Here is an 18,058-nt window from a genome sequence, read left to right as displayed (position 1 = left end):
AGGTAGAAATAATGAAAAAATATTTTTTTACAGCTCTTTTTTTGATTGTGGCAATTGCCTATTCTCAAGAAAAAGAAGCCACCGACACCAAAGATTTTTATTTAAAGAAGGGAAAAGGTTTTGAATTTCATTTTGATCAGGATAAATACATGTTCTACATTGATTTCCGCGGTCAGTTCAGAGCTTCTTATCCGCACCAGAACTTTCCAACCAACGAGGATGATTTTAGCGATGATGATATTAATATGGGTATTAGCAGGGCCAGGATCAAATTTGGAGGCTATGTAGGAGAACCTGGTTATAACTTTTATCTGGAACAGGATATTCGTGGTGGTAACCTTCTGGATTTCAGAGCTCAAATTGAAAAATTACCTTACTTAAAATTCAGAGTTGGACAATGGAAGGCAAGGTATTCAAGAGAAAGGGTTATTTCCTCAGGGAAACAAACCGGTTTGGAACGTTCCTTGATCAACAGAATATTTACAATTGATCGTCAGCAAGGAGTTTCCCTATACGGAAATCTTGATGGTGGGGGAGCGGCTAATTTCAACTATTGGGCAGAGATTCTTACCGGTAGTGGACGCGGAGGTGCCGTGGGGGATGATGAAAACCTGATGTATATGATGAGGCTCCAATGGAACCCGAATGGGAAAGAATTGGGCTTCTCAGGTTCGGATTTAAAATTCCATGAAAAATTTGTGGGTTCAGTTGCTATTGCCGGGGTAACCAATACTTCTAAATATACCAGATTCTCCACTAGTGGAGGTGGGCAGTTGTACGGATATGAACCAGGTGTGGACGGGCAATACAAAGTTGATCAGTTCCTGTTTGAAACTGCATTTAAATACAGAGGCTTAAGTTTCGATCAGGAATTACATTTCAAAAACATTGATGATAAAGTAAACCTGGAGGAAACCCTTTTGATTGGTAATTATTTTCAGGTAGGATATTTCTTTCATTATCTTTTTGATAAATTCCCTAAACCCCTGGAGGTGTTTGCCCGTCAGGCATTCTTTGATCCCAATGCAGATATTTCGAGTGATTTGAATTATGAATATACGTTTGGGTTAAACTGGTTTTTCAAGGGCCACAAAAATAAATTGACCATTGATTATTCATATCTCAAATTCAATCAATTTGACATTGAGGATAATGTAGACCACATGGTAAGACTTCAATGGGATGTATCAATTTTCTAGTGATGTGCCTCGTATAGTTTATATTTGCAAAAAATATACAACCCATGAAATTGTCTTCTGTACCTAAATTAAAACATGTAAACAGCGGAAACTTTTTTCTATTGGCAGGTCCCTGCGCCATTGAGGGTGAAGAGATGGCCCTTCGGATTGCGGAAAAAGTTGTGAAAATTACAGATAAGCTAGAGATTCCATATGTGTTTAAAGGCAGTTTTAAAAAAGCAAACAGGTCCCGCATAGACAGTTTTACAGGTATAGGTGATGAAAAGGCATTGAAGATACTGTCAAAAGTTGGTCAGGAATTCGAGATTCCGGTGGTAACAGACATCCACGAGGTTTCCGATGCACAAAAAGCTGCTGAGTATGTTGATGTTCTTCAGATTCCGGCTTTTTTAGTGAGACAAACAGATCTTGTAGTTGCTGCAGCAAAGACGCATAAGGTTGTCAATTTGAAAAAAGGGCAGTTTATGAGCGCGGAAGCCATGAAGCATGCTGTAAAAAAGGTTAAAGATTCAGGGAATGAAAAAGCATGGATTACGGACCGCGGAACGATGTTTGGTTATCAGGATATGATTGTCGATTTTAGGGGTATTCCTGTAATGCAGGAATTTGCACCAACTATTTTGGACGTCACCCACTCTCTTCAACAACCTAATCAAAGCAGCGGGGTCACCGGTGGTAAACCAGAATTGATTGAAACCATATCTCGAGCTGGTATTGCCGTGGGTGTTGATGGAATATTTCTAGAAACTCATCATGACCCTGGTATTGCCAAATCAGATGGTGCAAATATGCTGAAATTAGATTATTTGGAAGATTTGTTAAGCAAGCTGGTTTCCATCAGAAGGACAATTAATCAATTCTAATCATCTTCTGAATTCGCTTAGGAATATGGCTGCAGCCATGGCTACGTTGAGGCTTTCTGTTTTTTGAGTTTCACCAAACTGCGGGATAGTTAGTTTTTGCCGGATCATTCTTTTTACCTCTTCTGAGATCCCATTTGCCTCGTTGCCTAAAATAAGAACGGCATTTTCTTCCGGAGTTAGCTGGTAAATATTTTCTCCGTCAAGTAAAGTGCCATAGATCATGCGTGTTTCCAATCTGAGGTATTCAGCCAGATCCAGGTAACTGACGGATACTCTTGTCAAAGATCCCATACTGGCCTGGACAACCTTTTGATTGTAACAATCCACCGTATTTTCAGAGCAAACAATCTGCCTGACCCCAAACCAGTCGCATAACCTGATAATTGTTCCCAGGTTTCCCGGGTCATTTACCCCGTCAAGCACCAAGGTCAGACCCTCTCTTGTAAGATCTTTTTCAGAAGGAATTTTGAATATTCCAAAAACCTGGTTGGGATTTGTAAAATCGCTGATCATTGCAAGCTCTTTTTCCTCAATAATAGTGAGGTCCTTTATTTTAAAGGGGTTTTTATATGAGGAAGTTGCATAAAGTCTATGAAGCTCAAAAGCAGAAGCCAACAACTCTTCAACTACTTTGATGCCTTCCGCCAAAAACAGCTTTTCAGCCTGACGAAATTTTTTTTTCTTCAAACTTCTGATAAACTTAATTTGATTTTTGCTTAACATTTAAATAGTGTTACTTTTGAATAACTTAAAATACTGCGATTGCCATCTTCTACCACCAAAATACTGCTATTTGTATTGATACTAATACAATTGGTGTCCTGCAATAGTATTAAATATGTGCAAGAAAATGAAAAATTGCTGAAAGAAAATAAGGTACTTGTTAATGGAGAAAAAAACAAAGACCAGGAAATCAACAAATATCTTGCTCAAAAACCGAATCGAAGATCCCTCGGGATGCCGCTGTCTCTTTATTTTTATAATTTTGGCAACCCCGATTTTGAGATGACTTTTGATGAATGGATCCAGAATCATCAAAAAAAGTACGACCGCTATGAAAGATTTTTCTCTAAGAAACAAACTTACATTATTTACAGCAACAAGAAAGCTGTCAATAACTGGTTTTTAAATAAAGGAGAAGCTCCGGTAATTTTTGACGAAAGCAAAGCGAGGAAATCGGCAAGTACATTGAAGGACTATTATATATCAAAAGGGTTTTTTGAAGCTGATGTAAAATACGACACCCTGAGCCTGGGAGAAAAAGAAGTTTCGGTCAATTATAATGTCACTACAAAAACCCAGTATAGAATTGATTCCGTAACTGCGGATATTGAATCTCCTGTGCTTGATTCCATTTACAAAGCAAACTTAGACAAGACGTTTCTCAAGACCGGATACCCGTTTATTTTTGAAGATTTTGAAAGGGAAGAAGCCAGACTGGTAAGGTTATTCAGAAATTCTGGCGTTTATCATTTCAAGAACTTCAGTATGGGATTCTGGACAGATTCCATAAAAGAATCTTACATGAAAGATGTACTCCTGAAAATACCGGATCGTTTGATCACCAGAAATGACACGTTGATCAAAGAACCTTACAAAGCACAAATTGTTAAAGAGGTTAATGTTTACACGGATGCCACACCGGCGAACAGAACTAAAAAAGTTAAGGATTCTGCCACCTATAAAGGATACAGGTTCTACAGTTATGATAAATTAAAGTTTAAACCAAAGTATTTGGTCAACTCCCTGTTTATAACTCCCAACGGACTTTATAAGGACTCGGAAAAGGCACAAACTCAGAGTTATATCAGAAATTTACAAACCTTTTCTTCCTCAGTAGACATTGCGTACACGGAAAATGAGGACGAGTCTTTGACTGCGGACGTATATCTTACACCCTTGAAGAAATATGCCATAACCGTAGATCTGGATGCAACTACCTCTAATATAAAGCCCTTTGGTATTTTGGGAAAATTCTCTTTTCTGGGAAGAAATATGTTCAGGGGATCAGAAATTATGGAACTGTCTTTTCAGGGATCCATATTCAATCTGGCAGAGGACCCCTCGGACAGCAGGGGGTTCTTTAATGGTTGGGAAATATTATCGAGTGCCTCACTGAGGTTTCCAAGAATATTATTCCCTGTCAATACTGACAAGATAATTCCAAAATATATGGCTCCCACTACTAATTTTGACGCAAGTTTAAGCTTTCAAAAAAATGTAGGGCTTGACAGACAAACCACAACAGCAGGGATGGCTTATGGCTGGAAAAGTTCCAAGAAAGTGGCACACAGAGTCGATCTGTTCAATTTACAATATATAAAAAACCAGAATGTTGATAACTATTTTGTGATCTATAAATCGGAGTACAACAAACTGGTTGATGTTCAGGAATCAATTGGTGCTGATCCTCTTCCTGAAAATAAACAGGAAAATTATTTGGAAATTTTAGGTATTATGAATGATTTTCTTGCGGATCCGGATAATTCAGAACTATATCCGGATGAATATGATACTGTTTCAGATGTTGATGAAAGGCATGATATCTTGATTGAGGATTCCTTTGTACCTGCCATTTCCTACTCCTTTGTTTATAATACCCGGGAAAATATTAATGACAATGATTTTTCTTATTTCACCGCACGGTTGGTTTCGGCAGGAACCTTTTCCGAGTTGATATTTCCAAATAAAGATGAATTTGGGAGAAGAACTTTAAGAGATGTTCCTATTGCCCAGTACATCAAGACGGAATTTGAATATAAAAAGTACTGGGAACTCAGAGATGAGAATATACTGGTATTCAGAAGTTTTATCGGGGCGGCCTTTCCCTATGGTAATTCCTCTGATATACCTTTTAGTAGAAGTTACAGCGCCGGTGGTAGTAATGAGATAAGAGCCTGGAGAACTTTTGACCTAGGGCCCGGAGGGGAGCTCAATAATTTGGAATACAAGGTAGGGACGTTTAAATTAGTAGGAAACCTTGAATACCGATTCAAACTGACCAACAAATTTAACAGTGCATTGTTCATTGACGCCGGTAATATTTGGGATATCACAAATTCAAATCTTGTTAGTGAGGAAGGAAAACTGACAAGTTTGAGTTCTTTACAGTACACCGCTGTAGGATCAGGTTTTGGATTGCGGTATGATTTTGGATTTCTTGTATTCCGTTTTGATATCGGGTTTAAAACTTATGAGCCTTACCTTCCGGCCGGTAGCAGATGGTTTGTCAATTATAATTTTGGTAACGCGGTCTATAATATTGGTATAAATTATCCATTCTAATGCTAATATTTTCGTACTTTTGAGCATTAGTTATTTTAAATAAAATCAAATAAAAATGTCACAAAAAATCAAATCAGGAGTAGCTACCGGAGATGCGGTTCAGGAGATCTTCAAACTTGCCAAAGAAAAGAGTTTCGCATTACCGGCGGCTAATGTTATTAGTTCAAGTACCATAAATGCTGTTTTAGAAGCGGCCAAGGAATTGAATGCACCGGTTATTATTCAGTTTTCAAATGGAGGAGCTCATTTCAACGCTGGAAAAGGTTTGAGCAATGAAGGTCAGAAAGCTGCTATTGCAGGTGCTGTTGCTGGTGCAAAGCACGTACATGTTATGGCAAAGGAATATGGTGTTCCTGTAATTCTTCATACTGATCATTGTGCTAAGAAATTGTTGCCCTGGATTGATGGATTGCTTGATGCCGGGGAAGCTTTCTACAAAGAGAACGGAGTACCATTATTCAGTTCTCACATGATCGATCTATCTGAGGAGCCAATAGAAGAGAACATCGAGATCTCAAAAAAGTACCTTGAGCGCATGGACAAGCTTGGAATGACACTCGAAATAGAATTGGGAATCACAGGAGGAGAGGAAGATGGTGTTGATAACACAGATGTAGATGTTTCCAAACTTTATACTCAGCCTGAAGAAGTAGCTTACGCATATGAAGAATTACTAAAAGTAAGTCCTCGTTTTACAGTTGCAGCTTCTTTTGGAAATGTACACGGTGTTTATAAACCAGGAAATGTTAAACTGACCCCGAAAATTCTAGACAACTCTCAAAAGTTTATAGAGGAAAAATACAAAACCGACAAGAACCCGGTTGATTTTGTGTTCCATGGCGGTTCAGGTTCTTCCTTGGAAGAGATCAGAGAAGCCATTGGCTACGGGGTTATAAAAATGAATATTGACACCGACCTTCAATACGCCTATATGTCTGGGGTAAGAGATTATATGTCGGAGAAGACGGATTATCTCCAGGGCCAAATTGGTAACCCGACAGGAGAAGATTCTCCGAATAAGAAATTCTACGATCCAAGAGTATGGGTAAGAAAGGGAGAGGATGCTTTTATCACAAGAATTAAGCAGGCCTTCGAGGATCTTAATAATGTGAATACGCTTTAATTACAGTTAAATAAAATCGGAGTGGCCGGTATCGAGCCACTCCGATTTTTTTATTGATTTGCCATTTTCAGTTAATTTTTATAATCTTTGTCGGTTCAAATGACAATGTAAAACAGCTAACTATGAGCTCTTGGTTTAAAAGAAAGAATAAAGGGATCCAGACGCCAACAGACGAGAAGAAAGATACCCCGAAAGGACTTTGGTATAAAACACCCAGTGGAAAAATCATTGATTCTGATGATCTAAAGACACATCTTTATGTCAGCCCTGAAGATGGCTATCACGTTAGAATAGGAAGCGCCGAATATTTTGAGATACTGTTCGATGATAATAAATTTAAAGAACTGGATGCAAAGTTGTCGGCTAAGGATCCATTGAAATTTGAGGACACAAAAAAGTATACTGACCGAATCAAGGAGGCCCAAAAAAAAACGAATCTTCACGATGCAGTCAGAACCGCAGTGGGAAAGTCATTAGGTAAGGACCTAGTTATTGCTGCCATGGACTTTAGTTTTATCGGTGGATCCATGGGAAGCGTAGTTGGTGAAAAGATCGCACGCGCCATAGATTATTCCATTAAAAAGAAAATTCCGTTTTTGATGATTTCAAAATCTGGAGGAGCGAGAATGCAGGAGGCATCTTATTCGTTGATGCAACTCGTAAAAACATCAGCAAAACTGGCCCAGCTTGCAGATGCAAAAGTCCCTTATATTTCGCTGTGTACAGACCCTACCACAGGAGGAACTACAGCTTCATACGCCATGTTGGGAGATATCAATATTGCAGAACCCAATGCTCTTGTGGCCTTTGCAGGCCCGAGAGTTGTGAAAGATACAACTGGTAAAGATTTACCTGAAGGTTTTCAGAGATCAGAATTTTTACTGGAACACGGTTTTCTTGACAAAATCGTGGAAAGGAAAAAACTGAAAGAGCAGATAAACCTTTTCATTGATTTGATTCAGAACAACCCTATTAGAAAATAAAAAAAGCCTCCAATCAGTTGGAGGCTTTTTTTGAAATATAAGTTTCCAGTTACTTTTTTCTTTTACGTATTTGGATTTCTGTGGTTTGATCACCCACCGTCAGATAGGCCAGGCCATCACATTCTCCATTGCCGTAGTCTAAAACGGCATCCCCTTTGTCGCTGGATATTTTTTTGGTACCACTCACGATGAATTTACAAGACATTTCTCGTCTCAATGGTTTGGTAATCAAAACCGATCTGGATTTTCCGCCTCTTTTTTGAAAGCTACTCTCACCTGTTATGAGAAAAACATTATCAGACCAGATCATGTTTTCATTTCCTTCTATCCATTCTCTTTTCTTCTCTGCAGTCATTGTCATATAGCTATCATCTTTCCAGGTTACCTGAATGTTCTTGCTCACCGTTGAATAAGGATTCGTATTTTCTGTTCTACCAAAACGTTGTTTTGAAACCCTCCCTTCCATTTTTTTATCATTAAAATAGAAATTTTCATAGATCCTTGTAGTCATCATGGAGGCATTTTGAAGCATAAATCTGAACTTCATTATAATTTTTCCGGATAAGACATTTTCTTTTTCTGTAACGCATTCATCACCAAAATCAATGGTTATTGTTGTAACATTGGATGCAGTTTCAACAAATATATCAGCGCAATCAGGAATTCGTCGATTTTTAAAATCCTTAGTCAAGTCTTTTCCCAGGTCCTTTTCGTTTGTTGATTTCATTAAGAAGGACAGGCCCTCGGTCATTTCATCAATGGATTCTTCTGCATTCTCAATCTCCGTAAAGTCAGAAACCTCAGCCAGGCTGATGTCGGCCATGTTAGTTTCTATATCCTGACTGTCCGAGTCACAGCTTAATGTTGTAAAAAGAAAAAAGAATGATAGTGCTGAGATCCCTAAAATACTTTTACTGTAATATTTACTTTTCATAATAATTAGAGGTTTATATGAAACATTCAAATTTACAAGAATGTTTCGGTTAATATATGTTGTGACAGTAATTCGATACAATGGTTTAATCTGGCCACAAAAAAACTTATTCAATCAGTGCTATTGCTAATCAATTAAATAATAGTATCTTTGCCGCCTAATTAAATTATTAGTACATAAAAATTATTAATTTTAAACTTAATGTTAGCATGTATTTAACAAAAGAGAAAAAAGAGGAGATTTTTGCCAAGCACGGCAAATCTGCTGCAGACACAGGTTCTTCTGAAGGACAAATTGCCTTATTTACTTACAGAATCAATCACTTGACGGAGCATTTAAAGAACAATCGTAAAGACTTTAATACGCAGCGTTCATTGGTAAAACTGGTTGGTAAGCGAAGAGACCTTTTGAACTATTTGATCAAAACGGATATTACAAGATACCGTGCGATCGTTAAAGAACTTGGATTAAGAAAATAAAATCAGAGAGGCAAAGAGCCTCTCTTTTTTTTAGTTTTTTATTCATTAGGATTTGGAATAAAAGTTATTTAATTTCGTTAAAAAATCCAATATGTCATTCTTTGTGATAAAGAAATGGCGAACTAAAGTAATTCATTGGCAAACTATTGTCTCCGTCCGGAGATTCGACAACACAACTACAACAAGTTTAACCATGAATTAACTGATTTGCCTTATTGGGCAAATTCTAAAGAAAAATTATGATTCCAAAAGTTTTTAATGAGGTCATAGACCTTGGTGATGGAAGACAGATTTCCATCGAAACCGGAAAGTTGGCAAAACAGGCCCACGGATCGGTAGTAGTACAAATGGGTAACGCCATGTTGCTTTGTACGGTAGTATCAAATTATGAAGCCAGTCCGGTAGACTTTCTTCCACTAACAGTAGATTACAGAGAAAAGTTTGCAGCTGCAGGAAGATATCCAGGTGGATTCTTTAAAAGGGAAGCAAGGCCCAGTAACGATGAAATTCTTACCATGAGATTGGTAGACAGGGTTTTACGACCACTATTCCCTAAAGATTACCACGCAGAGACTCAGGTGATGATCCAGTTGATGTCACATGATGATGACGTGATGCCGGACGCTTTGGCAGGGCTGGCAGCTTCAGCCGCAATTCAGCTGAGCGATATTCCTTTTGAGACTCCTATTTCAGAAGTAAGAGTTGCAAGAATTGATGGAGAATTTGTGATCAACCCAAGCAGGGCTCAGCTGGAGTTATCTGACCTTGATATGATGATTGGTGCATCTTCAGATTCTGTAATGATGGTTGAAGGTGAAATGGATGAAATTTCTGAAGAAGAAATGGCAGAGGCGATAAAATTTGCGCATGAAGCTATTAAGGTTCAGTGTGAGGCACAAATTAAATTGGCTGAAGCATTTGGTAAGAAGGAAACAAGGGAATACGAACCTGAAGAAGAAAACGAAGAATTAGCTTCAAAAATACATGAAGCAGCATATCAGAAATGCTATGATATAGCGAAACAGGGAACCTCTAAACATGAGAGGTCAACGGCCTTTGCTGAGGTTAAGGAAGAAATCATGGCTTCTTTTTCTGAAGAAGAGCTTGAAGAGTTTGGGGGATTGATTGGAAAATATTTCGGTAAAGCACAGAAAGAAGCTGTAAGAGAACTTACCCTGTCAGAAGGCCTTAGGCTCGATGGTAGAAAGACTACGGAAATTCGACCAATTTGGTGTGAGGTTGATTATTTACCATCAACACATGGTTCGTCAATTTTTACAAGAGGAGAAACTCAGGCTTTGGCAACGGTAACTCTTGGTACCTCGAGAGAATCGAGTACAATTGATCTACCGAGTTATCAAGGTGAGGAAACTTTTTATTTACATTACAACTTCCCTCCATTCAGTACGGGAGAGGCCAGACCTTTGCGAGGGACTTCAAGAAGAGAAGTTGGACATGGTAATCTTGCACAAAGAGCTTTAAAAGGAATGATCCCTGAGGATTGCCCATATACAGTTCGTGTTGTGAGTGAAGTGCTAGAGAGTAATGGATCTTCGTCTATGGCAACAGTGTGTTCAGGAACCATGGCATTAATGGATGCTGGTATCAAATTGAAGAAACCGGTTTCAGGAATCGCAATGGGATTGATATCCGACGGAGACAGATACGCGGTTCTTTCGGATATTTTAGGAGATGAAGATCATCTTGGAGATATGGATTTTAAAGTTACGGGTACTGAAGACGGAATTACAGCTTGTCAAATGGATATCAAGATCAAAGGCCTGTCCTATGATATTTTGGTCAGCGCACTAAAACAGGCGAAAGACGGGCGATTACATATTCTTTCGAAGTTAACTGAAACAATAGCTGAACCTAATGCTGATGTCAAAGCTCACGCTCCGAAAATGGTTACCAGAACCATTCCGGGAGATTATATTGGTGCTTTGATAGGGCCTGGAGGCAAAGTAATTCAGGAACTTCAAAAAGAAACGGGCACAACTATTGTGATCAATGAAGTTGACGAAGACGGTGTTGTTGAGATCCTTGGAACGGAACAAGAAGGTATTGACAAAGTACTTGCCAAGATTAAGGCAATTACTTTTAAACCGGAAAAAGGAAGCGTGTACGAAGTAAAGGTTATTAAATTACTTGACTTTGGAGCAGTAGTTGAATATACTGAAGCACCAGGTAATGAGGTTTTACTTCATATCTCTGAACTTGCCTGGGAAAGGACCAATAATGTAACCGATGTCGTCAATTTAGGTGATATCATCGATGTTAAATATTTTGGGGTTGACCCAAAAACCAGAAAGGAAAAAGTTTCGAGAAAGGCTTTGCTCAAAAGACCTGAACGCGAAAACAGAAAACCTTCAAGAGACGGTAAGTAGTCTGTAAAACAAATAGTTATAGAAGGCCTCGAGATATTTCTCGAGGTTTTTTTATGATGTTTTGTAACATTTATCGAGAATCGTACGTATAACAAGTACACGACAAAACTTTTTAAACTAAAATTCCAATTTTTTAATGAGACAACTAAAAATAACTAAGCAGGTTACGAATAGGGAGACTGCTTCTTTGGATAAGTATTTGCAAGAAATAGGTAAAGTTGATTTGATTACAGCTGATATGGAGGTTGAACTTGCACAAAGAATTAAAGCAGGAGATCAGGTAGCTTTGGAAAAATTGACAAAAGCAAATTTAAGGTTCGTAGTATCTGTTGCCAAGCAATATCAGAACCAAGGGTTGACTTTACCTGATTTGATCAATGAAGGAAATTTGGGTTTGATCAAAGCGGCAAAAAGATTTGATGAAACAAGAGGATTTAAATTTATTTCATATGCAGTTTGGTGGATTAGGCAATCTATTTTACAAGCATTAGCTGAACAATCCAGAATTGTCAGGTTGCCATTGAATAAAATTGGATCGATCAATAAGATAAACAAGACTTTTGCCAGGTTAGAACAGGAAAATGAAAGGCCTCCATCGGCGGAAGAGATCGCAAAAGAACTGGATATGACCGTTAGTGATGTAAAAGAGTCTATGAAAAACTCCGGAAGACATGTTTCCATGGACGCACCTTTGATCGAAGGAGAAGATTCGAACTTATATGATGTATTAAATTCTGGGGAATCGCCAAATCCGGATAAAAGTTTGCTGCATGAATCTCTTAAAGTGGAAATTTTGAGAGCATTGGAGACACTTACACCAAGAGAAGCTGATGTGGTTAAATTGTACTTTGGATTAGGAGATGCGCATCCCATGACACTTGAGGAAATCGGGGAGACTTTTGATTTGACGCGTGAAAGAGTCAGACAGATCAAGGAAAAAGCAATCAGAAGATTGAAGCACACCTCGAGAAGCAAGATATTGAGAACATACCTTGGATAAAATGAAGAACAAATAGATTTTAAAAAGCCTGTGATTAATCGCAGGCTTTTTATTTTTTGTCTTAGTTTTGTAAAAATTTTGATTCATGTCACACATTATTGCACCTTCTATTTTGGCGGCAGATTTTGCCAACCTTCAACGAGATATCGAACTAGTAAACCGAAGTGAGGCGGATTGGTTTCACATTGATGTCATGGATGGGGTTTTTGTTCCCAATATTTCATTTGGTATGCCGGTAATTTCAGCCATCAAGAAACATGCTTCAAAAACCATGGATGTTCACCTGATGATTGTTGATCCAGACAGATATATTGCCGATTTCAAAAGAGTTGGCGCCGATATTTTAACGGTTCACTATGAAGCCTGCAGGCATCTTCACAGAACGGTTCAGGCCATAAAACAGGAGGGAATGAAAGCAGGGGTTTCTTTGAATCCACACACTCCGGTATCTGTACTCGAGGATATTATATCAGATCTTGATCTTGTGCTGATAATGAGTGTCAATCCGGGCTTCGGAGGCCAGAGTTTTATTGAAAACACCTACAAGAAAATAGCCCAGTTAAGACAGATGATCGAAAAATCTGGTTCACAGGCCATTATTGAGATCGATGGCGGGGTTAATGATAAAAATGCGGAAAAGCTGGTTGCTACTGGAGCAAATGCCTTAGTGGCGGGAAGTTTCGTCTTTCGAAGTGAAGATCCGGAACAAACCATCCATGACCTTAAGCACCTGAAGTACTAAAATTTTAATCATCGTCTGGTTTCAAATCCTTTATATTTAGTTGAATTGAGGTAATTCCATTCCAATGATTCTCCTCAATGGTAAAGGCAGCTTTAAAGGGTGCGCCTGAGGTGACCAGTTCATATTTTTCTGAAAGTCGGAACCCAATGGCATTATAGGTCTTTTGATCCGCTCCACATATGATGTTGAGTTTCAAATGATCCTGTTTTGCACCAATTTTTCGGGCATATCCATTATCGCGAAGGCCCCTGGCCATAAACACGGGCTTCATATTCTGCGGCCCAAAAGGCCCCATCTGTTTTAATATTCGATTAAATTTTGGTGTTATATCTGAAAGGTATATTTCCGAGTCAATTTCAATTTGAGGTTCCTGAGAGGCAAGTGGTATTTCCTTGGCAACAACTTTTTCAAATTCTTCCTTAAATGCCAGGTAATTTTCAGGTAAAAGTGTAAGTCCGGCTGCATATTTATGTCCTCCAAATTGTTCTATGTAATCACTGCATTGGTTCAGCGCCGCATAGACATCGTAACCTTTTACAGACCGCGCAGAAGCAGCCAGTTTATTTCCACTTTTGGTAAAAACTATGGTGGGCCTGTAATATTTTTCAATCAACCTAGAAGCCACAATTCCAATAACTCCTTTGTGCCAGGTATCTTTTCGGACCACGGTCGAGGATCTGGTTTCTTCTCCATTTTCCATGATCTGTGACAATGCCTCTTCAGTAATAGACTGATCCAATTCTTTTCTTTCTAAATTATAGGAATCAATGGCAGCTGCGTATTTCATTGCCCTGGAGAAATCATTTTCAGTTAGTAGTTCAACAGCATATGACCCGTGTTTCATTCTGCCCGCTGCATTGATCCTTGGAGCTATTATAAATACCACGTCTGTAATATTTAACAAAGGCTTCTTAACACCATGAAGCAATGCTTTTATCCCAGGACGGGGCTGACTATTGATAACCAGGAGACCATAATGAGCAAGAATCCTGTTTTCTCCTGTCAACGGAACAATATCTGCTGCAATTGAGGTGGCGACCAAATCGAGGGAGGAACTCAGATTCTCGAGTCCGTTCCCCTTTTTTTGCTCAATCGCCTGAATTAGCTTAAAGCCAATCCCGCATCCGCAAAGTTCATTATAGGGATATTGACAATCGCCCCTCTTTGGATCTAGAACGGCAACTGCCCCAGGAATAATTTCTCCGGGCCTGTGATGGTCACAGATTATAAAATCAATTCCTTTTTTCCTGGCATAATCAACTTTTTCTATGGCTTTTATACCACAATCAAGGGCAATAATCAGGCTGACTTCATTATCATCCGCATAATCTATTCCCGTATAAGAGATACCATAACCTTCCTTGTATCTGTCCGGGATATAGGTAGAGATTTTTTCATATGTCCTGCTCATATAATCATAAACAAGACTCACGGCAGTGGTGCCGTCTACATCGTAATCCCCGTAGATCATGATATGCTCAGAATTTTGAATTGCCTTTTCAATTCGCCGGACTGCTTTGTCCATGTCTTTCATTAAAAAAGGATCATGCAATTGGTCCAGGGATGGCCTAAAAAAATTTTTAGCCTCCTCAAAATTCTCTACACCTCTCTGTATCAAAATAGTACTTAAAACAGGATCTGTTCCCAAGGCATTTGAAAGAAGTTCAATTTTTTCTTTTTCAGGTTTTCTTTTTTCAATCCAGCGCATATATTCAGATTGGATTCACTATTTACAGGACAAATTCTTAAGTGAATATAATAGAATTTGCCGAATGGCAATGTTATATTTATAAATATCCAGAACCTTCATTAGTGAGATTTTCAAGGTACAGGAAAACTTCCTTCAACGATTCTTTTTTTTTTTGAATTCAAAGAAAATGGCCAAGCTTATGCTTGACCATTTTCGAGATTAGACAAAAGTATGATTAAATTAAATGAGGATCATATTATTCGTATTTAAGCGCATCAACTGGATCTGAATTTGCAGCCACATAGGATTGGGTGCTTACCGTTATCAAAGCTATGATCAAAGCAATCAGTGTCGCAAAAACAAAAGGAAGCAGAGGCATATCAATTTGGTATGAAAAATTGGACAACCAGTCCTTAGCCAACAAATATGAGATCGGCCAGGCAAAAATATTAGCAATCAGTACAAGTTTCATAAAGTCGCGGTTCAGCATATTCATGATCTGACCTACAGATGCACCCAGAACTTTTCTCACACCTATCTCCTTGGTTCTCTGTTCTGCAGTGTATGAGGCAAGACCATAAAGACCCATTGAAGAAATTATAATTGCAAGTATGGTAAGGTAGAGGAACATGGAACCAAAGTTTTCCTGTTGCTTCAAAAGTTCGCCAAACTTATCATCAAGGAATCTGTATCTGAAAGGATGCGTAGGCTCCAGTTTGTTCCATTCCGTTTCTATATAGGTTATTGTGGCGTTCATATCTTCAGGAGCTATTTTGAAGGCTGTAAACCAGACATTATTACTCACAGATAAGATCATAGGACGTATTGGCTGGTCGAAACCTTCTACATGAAAGTCTTTTACGATACCGATAATTTCACCGTAGCCTATATTACCTTCCATGTCTATAAAAGTTCCCATTCTTTTACCAATAGGGTTTTGGATGTTAAAATTATTGACTGCCGCTTCATTTAAAATATACGTTGGAATGGAATCATTATCCTTTTCCAAGTCGAATAATCGACCCTCTGACAACTGAATGTCAAGTGTTTTGAAAAAGTCAAAATCTACGAACATATTCCAAAGAGGGATCTGATCTTCGGTTCCTTCGAGAACATACATGTTTTGCCAGGGGTTATCTCCCGGAAAATAGGATGCACGTGAAACCCCATGAACATTGGTGTTTTTAAGAAAAATATCCTTGTAATTTCTGAAATTCTGCTGCATCTGGTCTGTCTGTATTGGTACGATCAAAACCTGATCTCCTTGGAATCCAATGTCTTTGTTGTGCAAATATGAAATTTGCTGGAAAATGATGATCATTCCAATAATGAGTATAATTGATGCCGCAAATTGAGTCACAACAAGAGACTTTCTAAGAAAAGCACCTCCCTTTGTTTTGGTTAAGTCACCTTTTAAAACTGAAACAGGTTTGAAGCTGGAAAGGAAAAATGCGGGGTAGCTTCCTGCAAAAATCCCGTAAAATAGTGTTACACCTACAGAAAATAGTACGGTTTGCCACAGATAATCATTGAAAAGGTTTAGCTCGGTTCCCATGACATTATTAAATCCGGGAAGAAATAATTCCACTAGGATAAAGGCAAGGAATAAGGCCAGTACACTTTGAATTACAGATTCAGTTAGGAACTGAACGATCAACATTTTTCTTGAGGCTCCTGTTACTTTTCTTACACCAACTTCCTTGGCTCTTTTACCCGATCTTGCCGTTGAAAGGTTCATAAAATTGATTCCGGCAATCAGGATGACCAAAACAGCTATTCCGATAAAGACATATACATAAATAATATTTCCGTTTTGCTGAATTTCCCATTGCTTTTGTGAATGCAAATGAATGCTGGTAATAGGCTGGAGCTGGTACTCAAAGGAGTTTCCTTGCTTGAAAAATTCTTCAATGTTAATTTTTAAAAAAGCTTCAACATTAGGCTCAATTTTTTTCATGAAATTAGCCTTCATTTTCTCTTCAAAATCGGCAAAATTTGTATTCTCCTTCAACCTGAAGTAAGTATAAAAATTATTGCTGATCCAGATATTTTCGATTTGATTCTGTGCCATGAACATGTCGAAATGAAAATGTGAATGTCCTTTAGGCTCTTTAACAATGCCTTTTACAATATAATCTCTTCGATTGTCGTAATTCACAACCTCCCCGATGGCACTTTTATCACCAAAAAGTTTTTTGGCGGTTTCTTCGGTCAGTACAATGGCATTGGGCTCATTCAAAGCCGATTCTGCATTTCCATGGGCGAATTCATAATCAAAAACTTTAAAGAAGGAACTATCTGCATATACTCCTTTTTGAATATAAACTTTGTTTTGTTCCTGTCTCATCATAATTTCCTGACGAACAGGCTGAAATCTTGTTGCCGTTTCCACTTCATTGAACTCTGTTCTGAAGGATTGGGCCATAGGGCTCGGAGATGAAGGTCCATCCATTTTTTGCCCCATCATGTCTGCCTTAATACCTGTGCGGTATATACGATCATACCCATGCCAGTGTTTGTCGTAGCTTGTTTCATCTTTTACGAACATAAAGACCAGAATTGTAATGGCCAATCCTAATCCCAGGCCGAGTATATTGATAAAGGCATATACCTTGTTTCTGCTAAGGTTTCTAAGGGCAACTTTAAAATAATTCTTTAACATCGTTGAAAAGTTTGATTAAACGGCAGCTTGACTCAGTTTGTTCCTTTTTTCAGAAACGATCTGACCGTCTAAAAGGTTGATAATTCTTTGAGAGTAACTCGCGTCGTGCGAAGAGTGCGTCACCATTACAATGGTAGTTCCCAATTCATTGAGGTTACATAGTAATTCCATAACTTCATTTCCATGTGAACTGTCTAGGTTACCGGTAGGTTCATCAGCAAGAATCAATGGTGGCTTGGTAACAAGCGCCCTTGCTACTGCAACTCTTTGTTGTTGCCCACCGGATAATTGCTGTGGGTAATGTGAAGATCTGTGTGAGATACCTATCCTATCGATGAGCTCATTTACGCGAGCCTTTCTTTCGGAGGAACTTACTTTTGTATAGATAAGAGGTAATTCAATATTTTCGAAAACAGTTAATTCATCAATTAAATTGAAGTTTTGGAAGATAAAACCGATATTTTGTTTTCGAACCGAAGAACGGCCTTTTTCATTTAAATTACTCACTTCCTTACCCAGAAACTCATAACTTCCGCTCTCAGGTTTGTCGAGCATTCCTAGTATGTTAAGTAGGGTTGATTTCCCGCAACCCGATGGTCCCATTACTGAAACAAATTCTCCTTTTTCAATTTCAAAGGACACCTTGTTCAGGGCTGTTGATTCTATTTCGTCAGTTCTGTAAACTTTGCTGAGGTTTTCTAATTTGATCAT

General features: G+C 38.4%; 14 protein-coding genes. 9 read left to right on the top strand and 5 right to left on the bottom strand.

Translation table 11 applies throughout. The features are described 5' to 3' along the window. Nucleotides 1-11 precede the first annotated feature (11 nt). The gene (locus tag LCM02_RS10540; RefSeq protein WP_224929281.1) at nt 12-1,199 is read left to right on the top strand and encodes an OprO/OprP family phosphate-selective porin; all 1,188 of its coding nucleotides are present in this window, start codon (nt 12-14) and stop codon (nt 1,197-1,199) included. A gap of 44 nt (nt 1,200-1,243) precedes the next feature. Further along, entirely contained in the window at nt 1,244-2,062 is an 819-nt protein-coding gene (kdsA, locus tag LCM02_RS10535) for a 3-deoxy-8-phosphooctulonate synthase (protein ID WP_224929278.1), read from the top strand. Here kdsA and LCM02_RS10530 read toward each other — a convergent pair whose 3' ends face one another. Further along, nucleotides 2,063-2,785, bottom strand: a complete 723-nt coding sequence (locus LCM02_RS10530) for a TrmH family RNA methyltransferase (protein ID WP_224929273.1) — start codon at nt 2,783-2,785, stop codon at nt 2,063-2,065. It abuts the gene before it with no gap. Nucleotides 2,786-2,824: 39 nt separating this feature from the next. Between LCM02_RS10530 and tamL the strand changes: the two genes are divergently transcribed. The 3 genes from tamL (at nt 2,825) to accD (ending at nt 7,453) form a co-directional block, all read left to right on the top strand. Then, nucleotides 2,825-5,347 (top strand): translocation and assembly module lipoprotein TamL, encoded by a 2,523-nt coding sequence (gene tamL, locus LCM02_RS10525; RefSeq protein WP_449566803.1) that lies wholly within the window; start codon nt 2,825-2,827, stop codon nt 5,345-5,347. 55 nt (nt 5,348-5,402) lie between these two features. Beyond that, nucleotides 5,403-6,470, top strand: coding sequence for a class II fructose-bisphosphate aldolase (fbaA, locus tag LCM02_RS10520; RefSeq protein ID WP_224929267.1), 1,068 nt, complete (start codon nt 5,403-5,405; stop codon nt 6,468-6,470). 122 nt (nt 6,471-6,592) lie between these two features. Next, a complete protein-coding gene (gene accD / locus LCM02_RS10515; RefSeq protein WP_224929264.1) occupies nt 6,593-7,453 on the top strand; it encodes an acetyl-CoA carboxylase, carboxyltransferase subunit beta in 861 nt (286 codons plus the stop codon). Nucleotides 7,454-7,502: 49 nt separating this feature from the next. On the opposite strand, the gene LCM02_RS10510 is transcribed toward accD, so the two are convergent. Then, complete coding sequence (locus LCM02_RS10510; RefSeq protein WP_224929261.1) at nt 7,503-8,387, bottom strand: hypothetical protein; 885 nt, start codon at nt 8,385-8,387, stop codon at nt 7,503-7,505. Nucleotides 8,388-8,596: 209 nt separating this feature from the next. Between LCM02_RS10510 and rpsO the strand changes: the two genes are divergently transcribed. The 4 genes from rpsO to rpe all read left to right on the top strand — a co-directional run bounded on the left by rpsO (nt 8,597) and on the right by rpe (nt 12,995). After that, entirely contained in the window at nt 8,597-8,866 is a 270-nt protein-coding gene (rpsO, locus tag LCM02_RS10505) for a 30S ribosomal protein S15 (protein WP_224929258.1), read from the top strand. A gap of 239 nt (nt 8,867-9,105) precedes the next feature. Then, complete coding sequence (locus tag LCM02_RS10500) at nt 9,106-11,253, top strand: polyribonucleotide nucleotidyltransferase (RefSeq protein WP_224929255.1); 2,148 nt, start codon at nt 9,106-9,108, stop codon at nt 11,251-11,253. 136 nt (nt 11,254-11,389) lie between these two features. Next, on the top strand, nt 11,390-12,253 hold the full coding sequence (locus tag LCM02_RS10495) for a sigma-70 family RNA polymerase sigma factor (protein ID WP_224929252.1): 864 nt from the start codon (nt 11,390-11,392) through the stop codon (nt 12,251-12,253). A gap of 85 nt (nt 12,254-12,338) precedes the next feature. Continuing rightward, a complete protein-coding gene (gene rpe, locus LCM02_RS10490; RefSeq protein WP_224929247.1) occupies nt 12,339-12,995 on the top strand; it encodes a ribulose-phosphate 3-epimerase in 657 nt (218 codons plus the stop codon). Between the two features lie 4 nt (nt 12,996-12,999). On the opposite strand, the gene recJ is transcribed toward rpe, so the two are convergent. From recJ to LCM02_RS10475, 3 genes are all read right to left on the bottom strand, one after another. Then, nucleotides 13,000-14,703 (bottom strand): single-stranded-DNA-specific exonuclease RecJ, encoded by a 1,704-nt coding sequence (gene recJ / locus LCM02_RS10485; protein WP_224929244.1) that lies wholly within the window; start codon nt 14,701-14,703, stop codon nt 13,000-13,002. A gap of 238 nt (nt 14,704-14,941) precedes the next feature. Further along, a complete protein-coding gene (locus LCM02_RS10480; RefSeq protein WP_224929241.1) occupies nt 14,942-17,347 on the bottom strand; it encodes an ABC transporter permease in 2,406 nt (801 codons plus the stop codon). A 15-nt stretch (nt 17,348-17,362) separates the two neighbouring features. Further along, complete coding sequence (locus tag LCM02_RS10475; RefSeq protein ID WP_224929238.1) at nt 17,363-18,058, bottom strand: ABC transporter ATP-binding protein; 696 nt, start codon at nt 18,056-18,058, stop codon at nt 17,363-17,365.

The organism is Lutimonas saemankumensis (assembly GCF_020171465.1).
Classification (GTDB): Bacteria; Bacteroidota; Bacteroidia; order Flavobacteriales; family Flavobacteriaceae; genus Lutimonas; species Lutimonas saemankumensis.
Note: the sequence above shows the minus strand (reverse complement) of the source record. Positions and strands in the feature narration are given on the sequence as shown.

What these genes read in the sequence shown, in the direction of transcription:
- LCM02_RS10540 (WP_224929281.1), top strand. Translation starts at nt 12, where the DNA reads ATGAAAAAATATTTTTTTACAGCTCTTTTTTTGATTGTGGCAATTGCC.
- kdsA (WP_224929278.1), top strand. Translation starts at nt 1,244, where the DNA reads ATGAAATTGTCTTCTGTACCTAAATTAAAACATGTAAACAGCGGAAAC.
- LCM02_RS10530 (WP_224929273.1), bottom strand. Translation starts at nt 2,785, where the DNA reads ATGTTAAGCAAAAATCAAATTAAGTTTATCAGAAGTTTGAAGAAAAAA.
- fbaA (WP_224929267.1), top strand. Translation starts at nt 5,403, where the DNA reads ATGTCACAAAAAATCAAATCAGGAGTAGCTACCGGAGATGCGGTTCAG.
- accD (WP_224929264.1), top strand. Translation starts at nt 6,593, where the DNA reads ATGAGCTCTTGGTTTAAAAGAAAGAATAAAGGGATCCAGACGCCAACA.
- LCM02_RS10510 (WP_224929261.1), bottom strand. Translation starts at nt 8,387, where the DNA reads ATGAAAAGTAAATATTACAGTAAAAGTATTTTAGGGATCTCAGCACTA.
- rpsO (WP_224929258.1), top strand. Translation starts at nt 8,597, where the DNA reads ATGTATTTAACAAAAGAGAAAAAAGAGGAGATTTTTGCCAAGCACGGC.
- LCM02_RS10500 (WP_224929255.1), top strand. Translation starts at nt 9,106, where the DNA reads ATGATTCCAAAAGTTTTTAATGAGGTCATAGACCTTGGTGATGGAAGA.
- LCM02_RS10495 (WP_224929252.1), top strand. Translation starts at nt 11,390, where the DNA reads ATGAGACAACTAAAAATAACTAAGCAGGTTACGAATAGGGAGACTGCT.
- rpe (WP_224929247.1), top strand. Translation starts at nt 12,339, where the DNA reads ATGTCACACATTATTGCACCTTCTATTTTGGCGGCAGATTTTGCCAAC.
- recJ (WP_224929244.1), bottom strand. Translation starts at nt 14,703, where the DNA reads ATGCGCTGGATTGAAAAAAGAAAACCTGAAAAAGAAAAAATTGAACTT.
- LCM02_RS10480 (WP_224929241.1), bottom strand. Translation starts at nt 17,347, where the DNA reads ATGTTAAAGAATTATTTTAAAGTTGCCCTTAGAAACCTTAGCAGAAAC.
- LCM02_RS10475 (WP_224929238.1), bottom strand. Translation starts at nt 18,058, where the DNA reads ATGATCAAATTAGAAAACCTCAGCAAAGTTTACAGAACTGACGAAATA.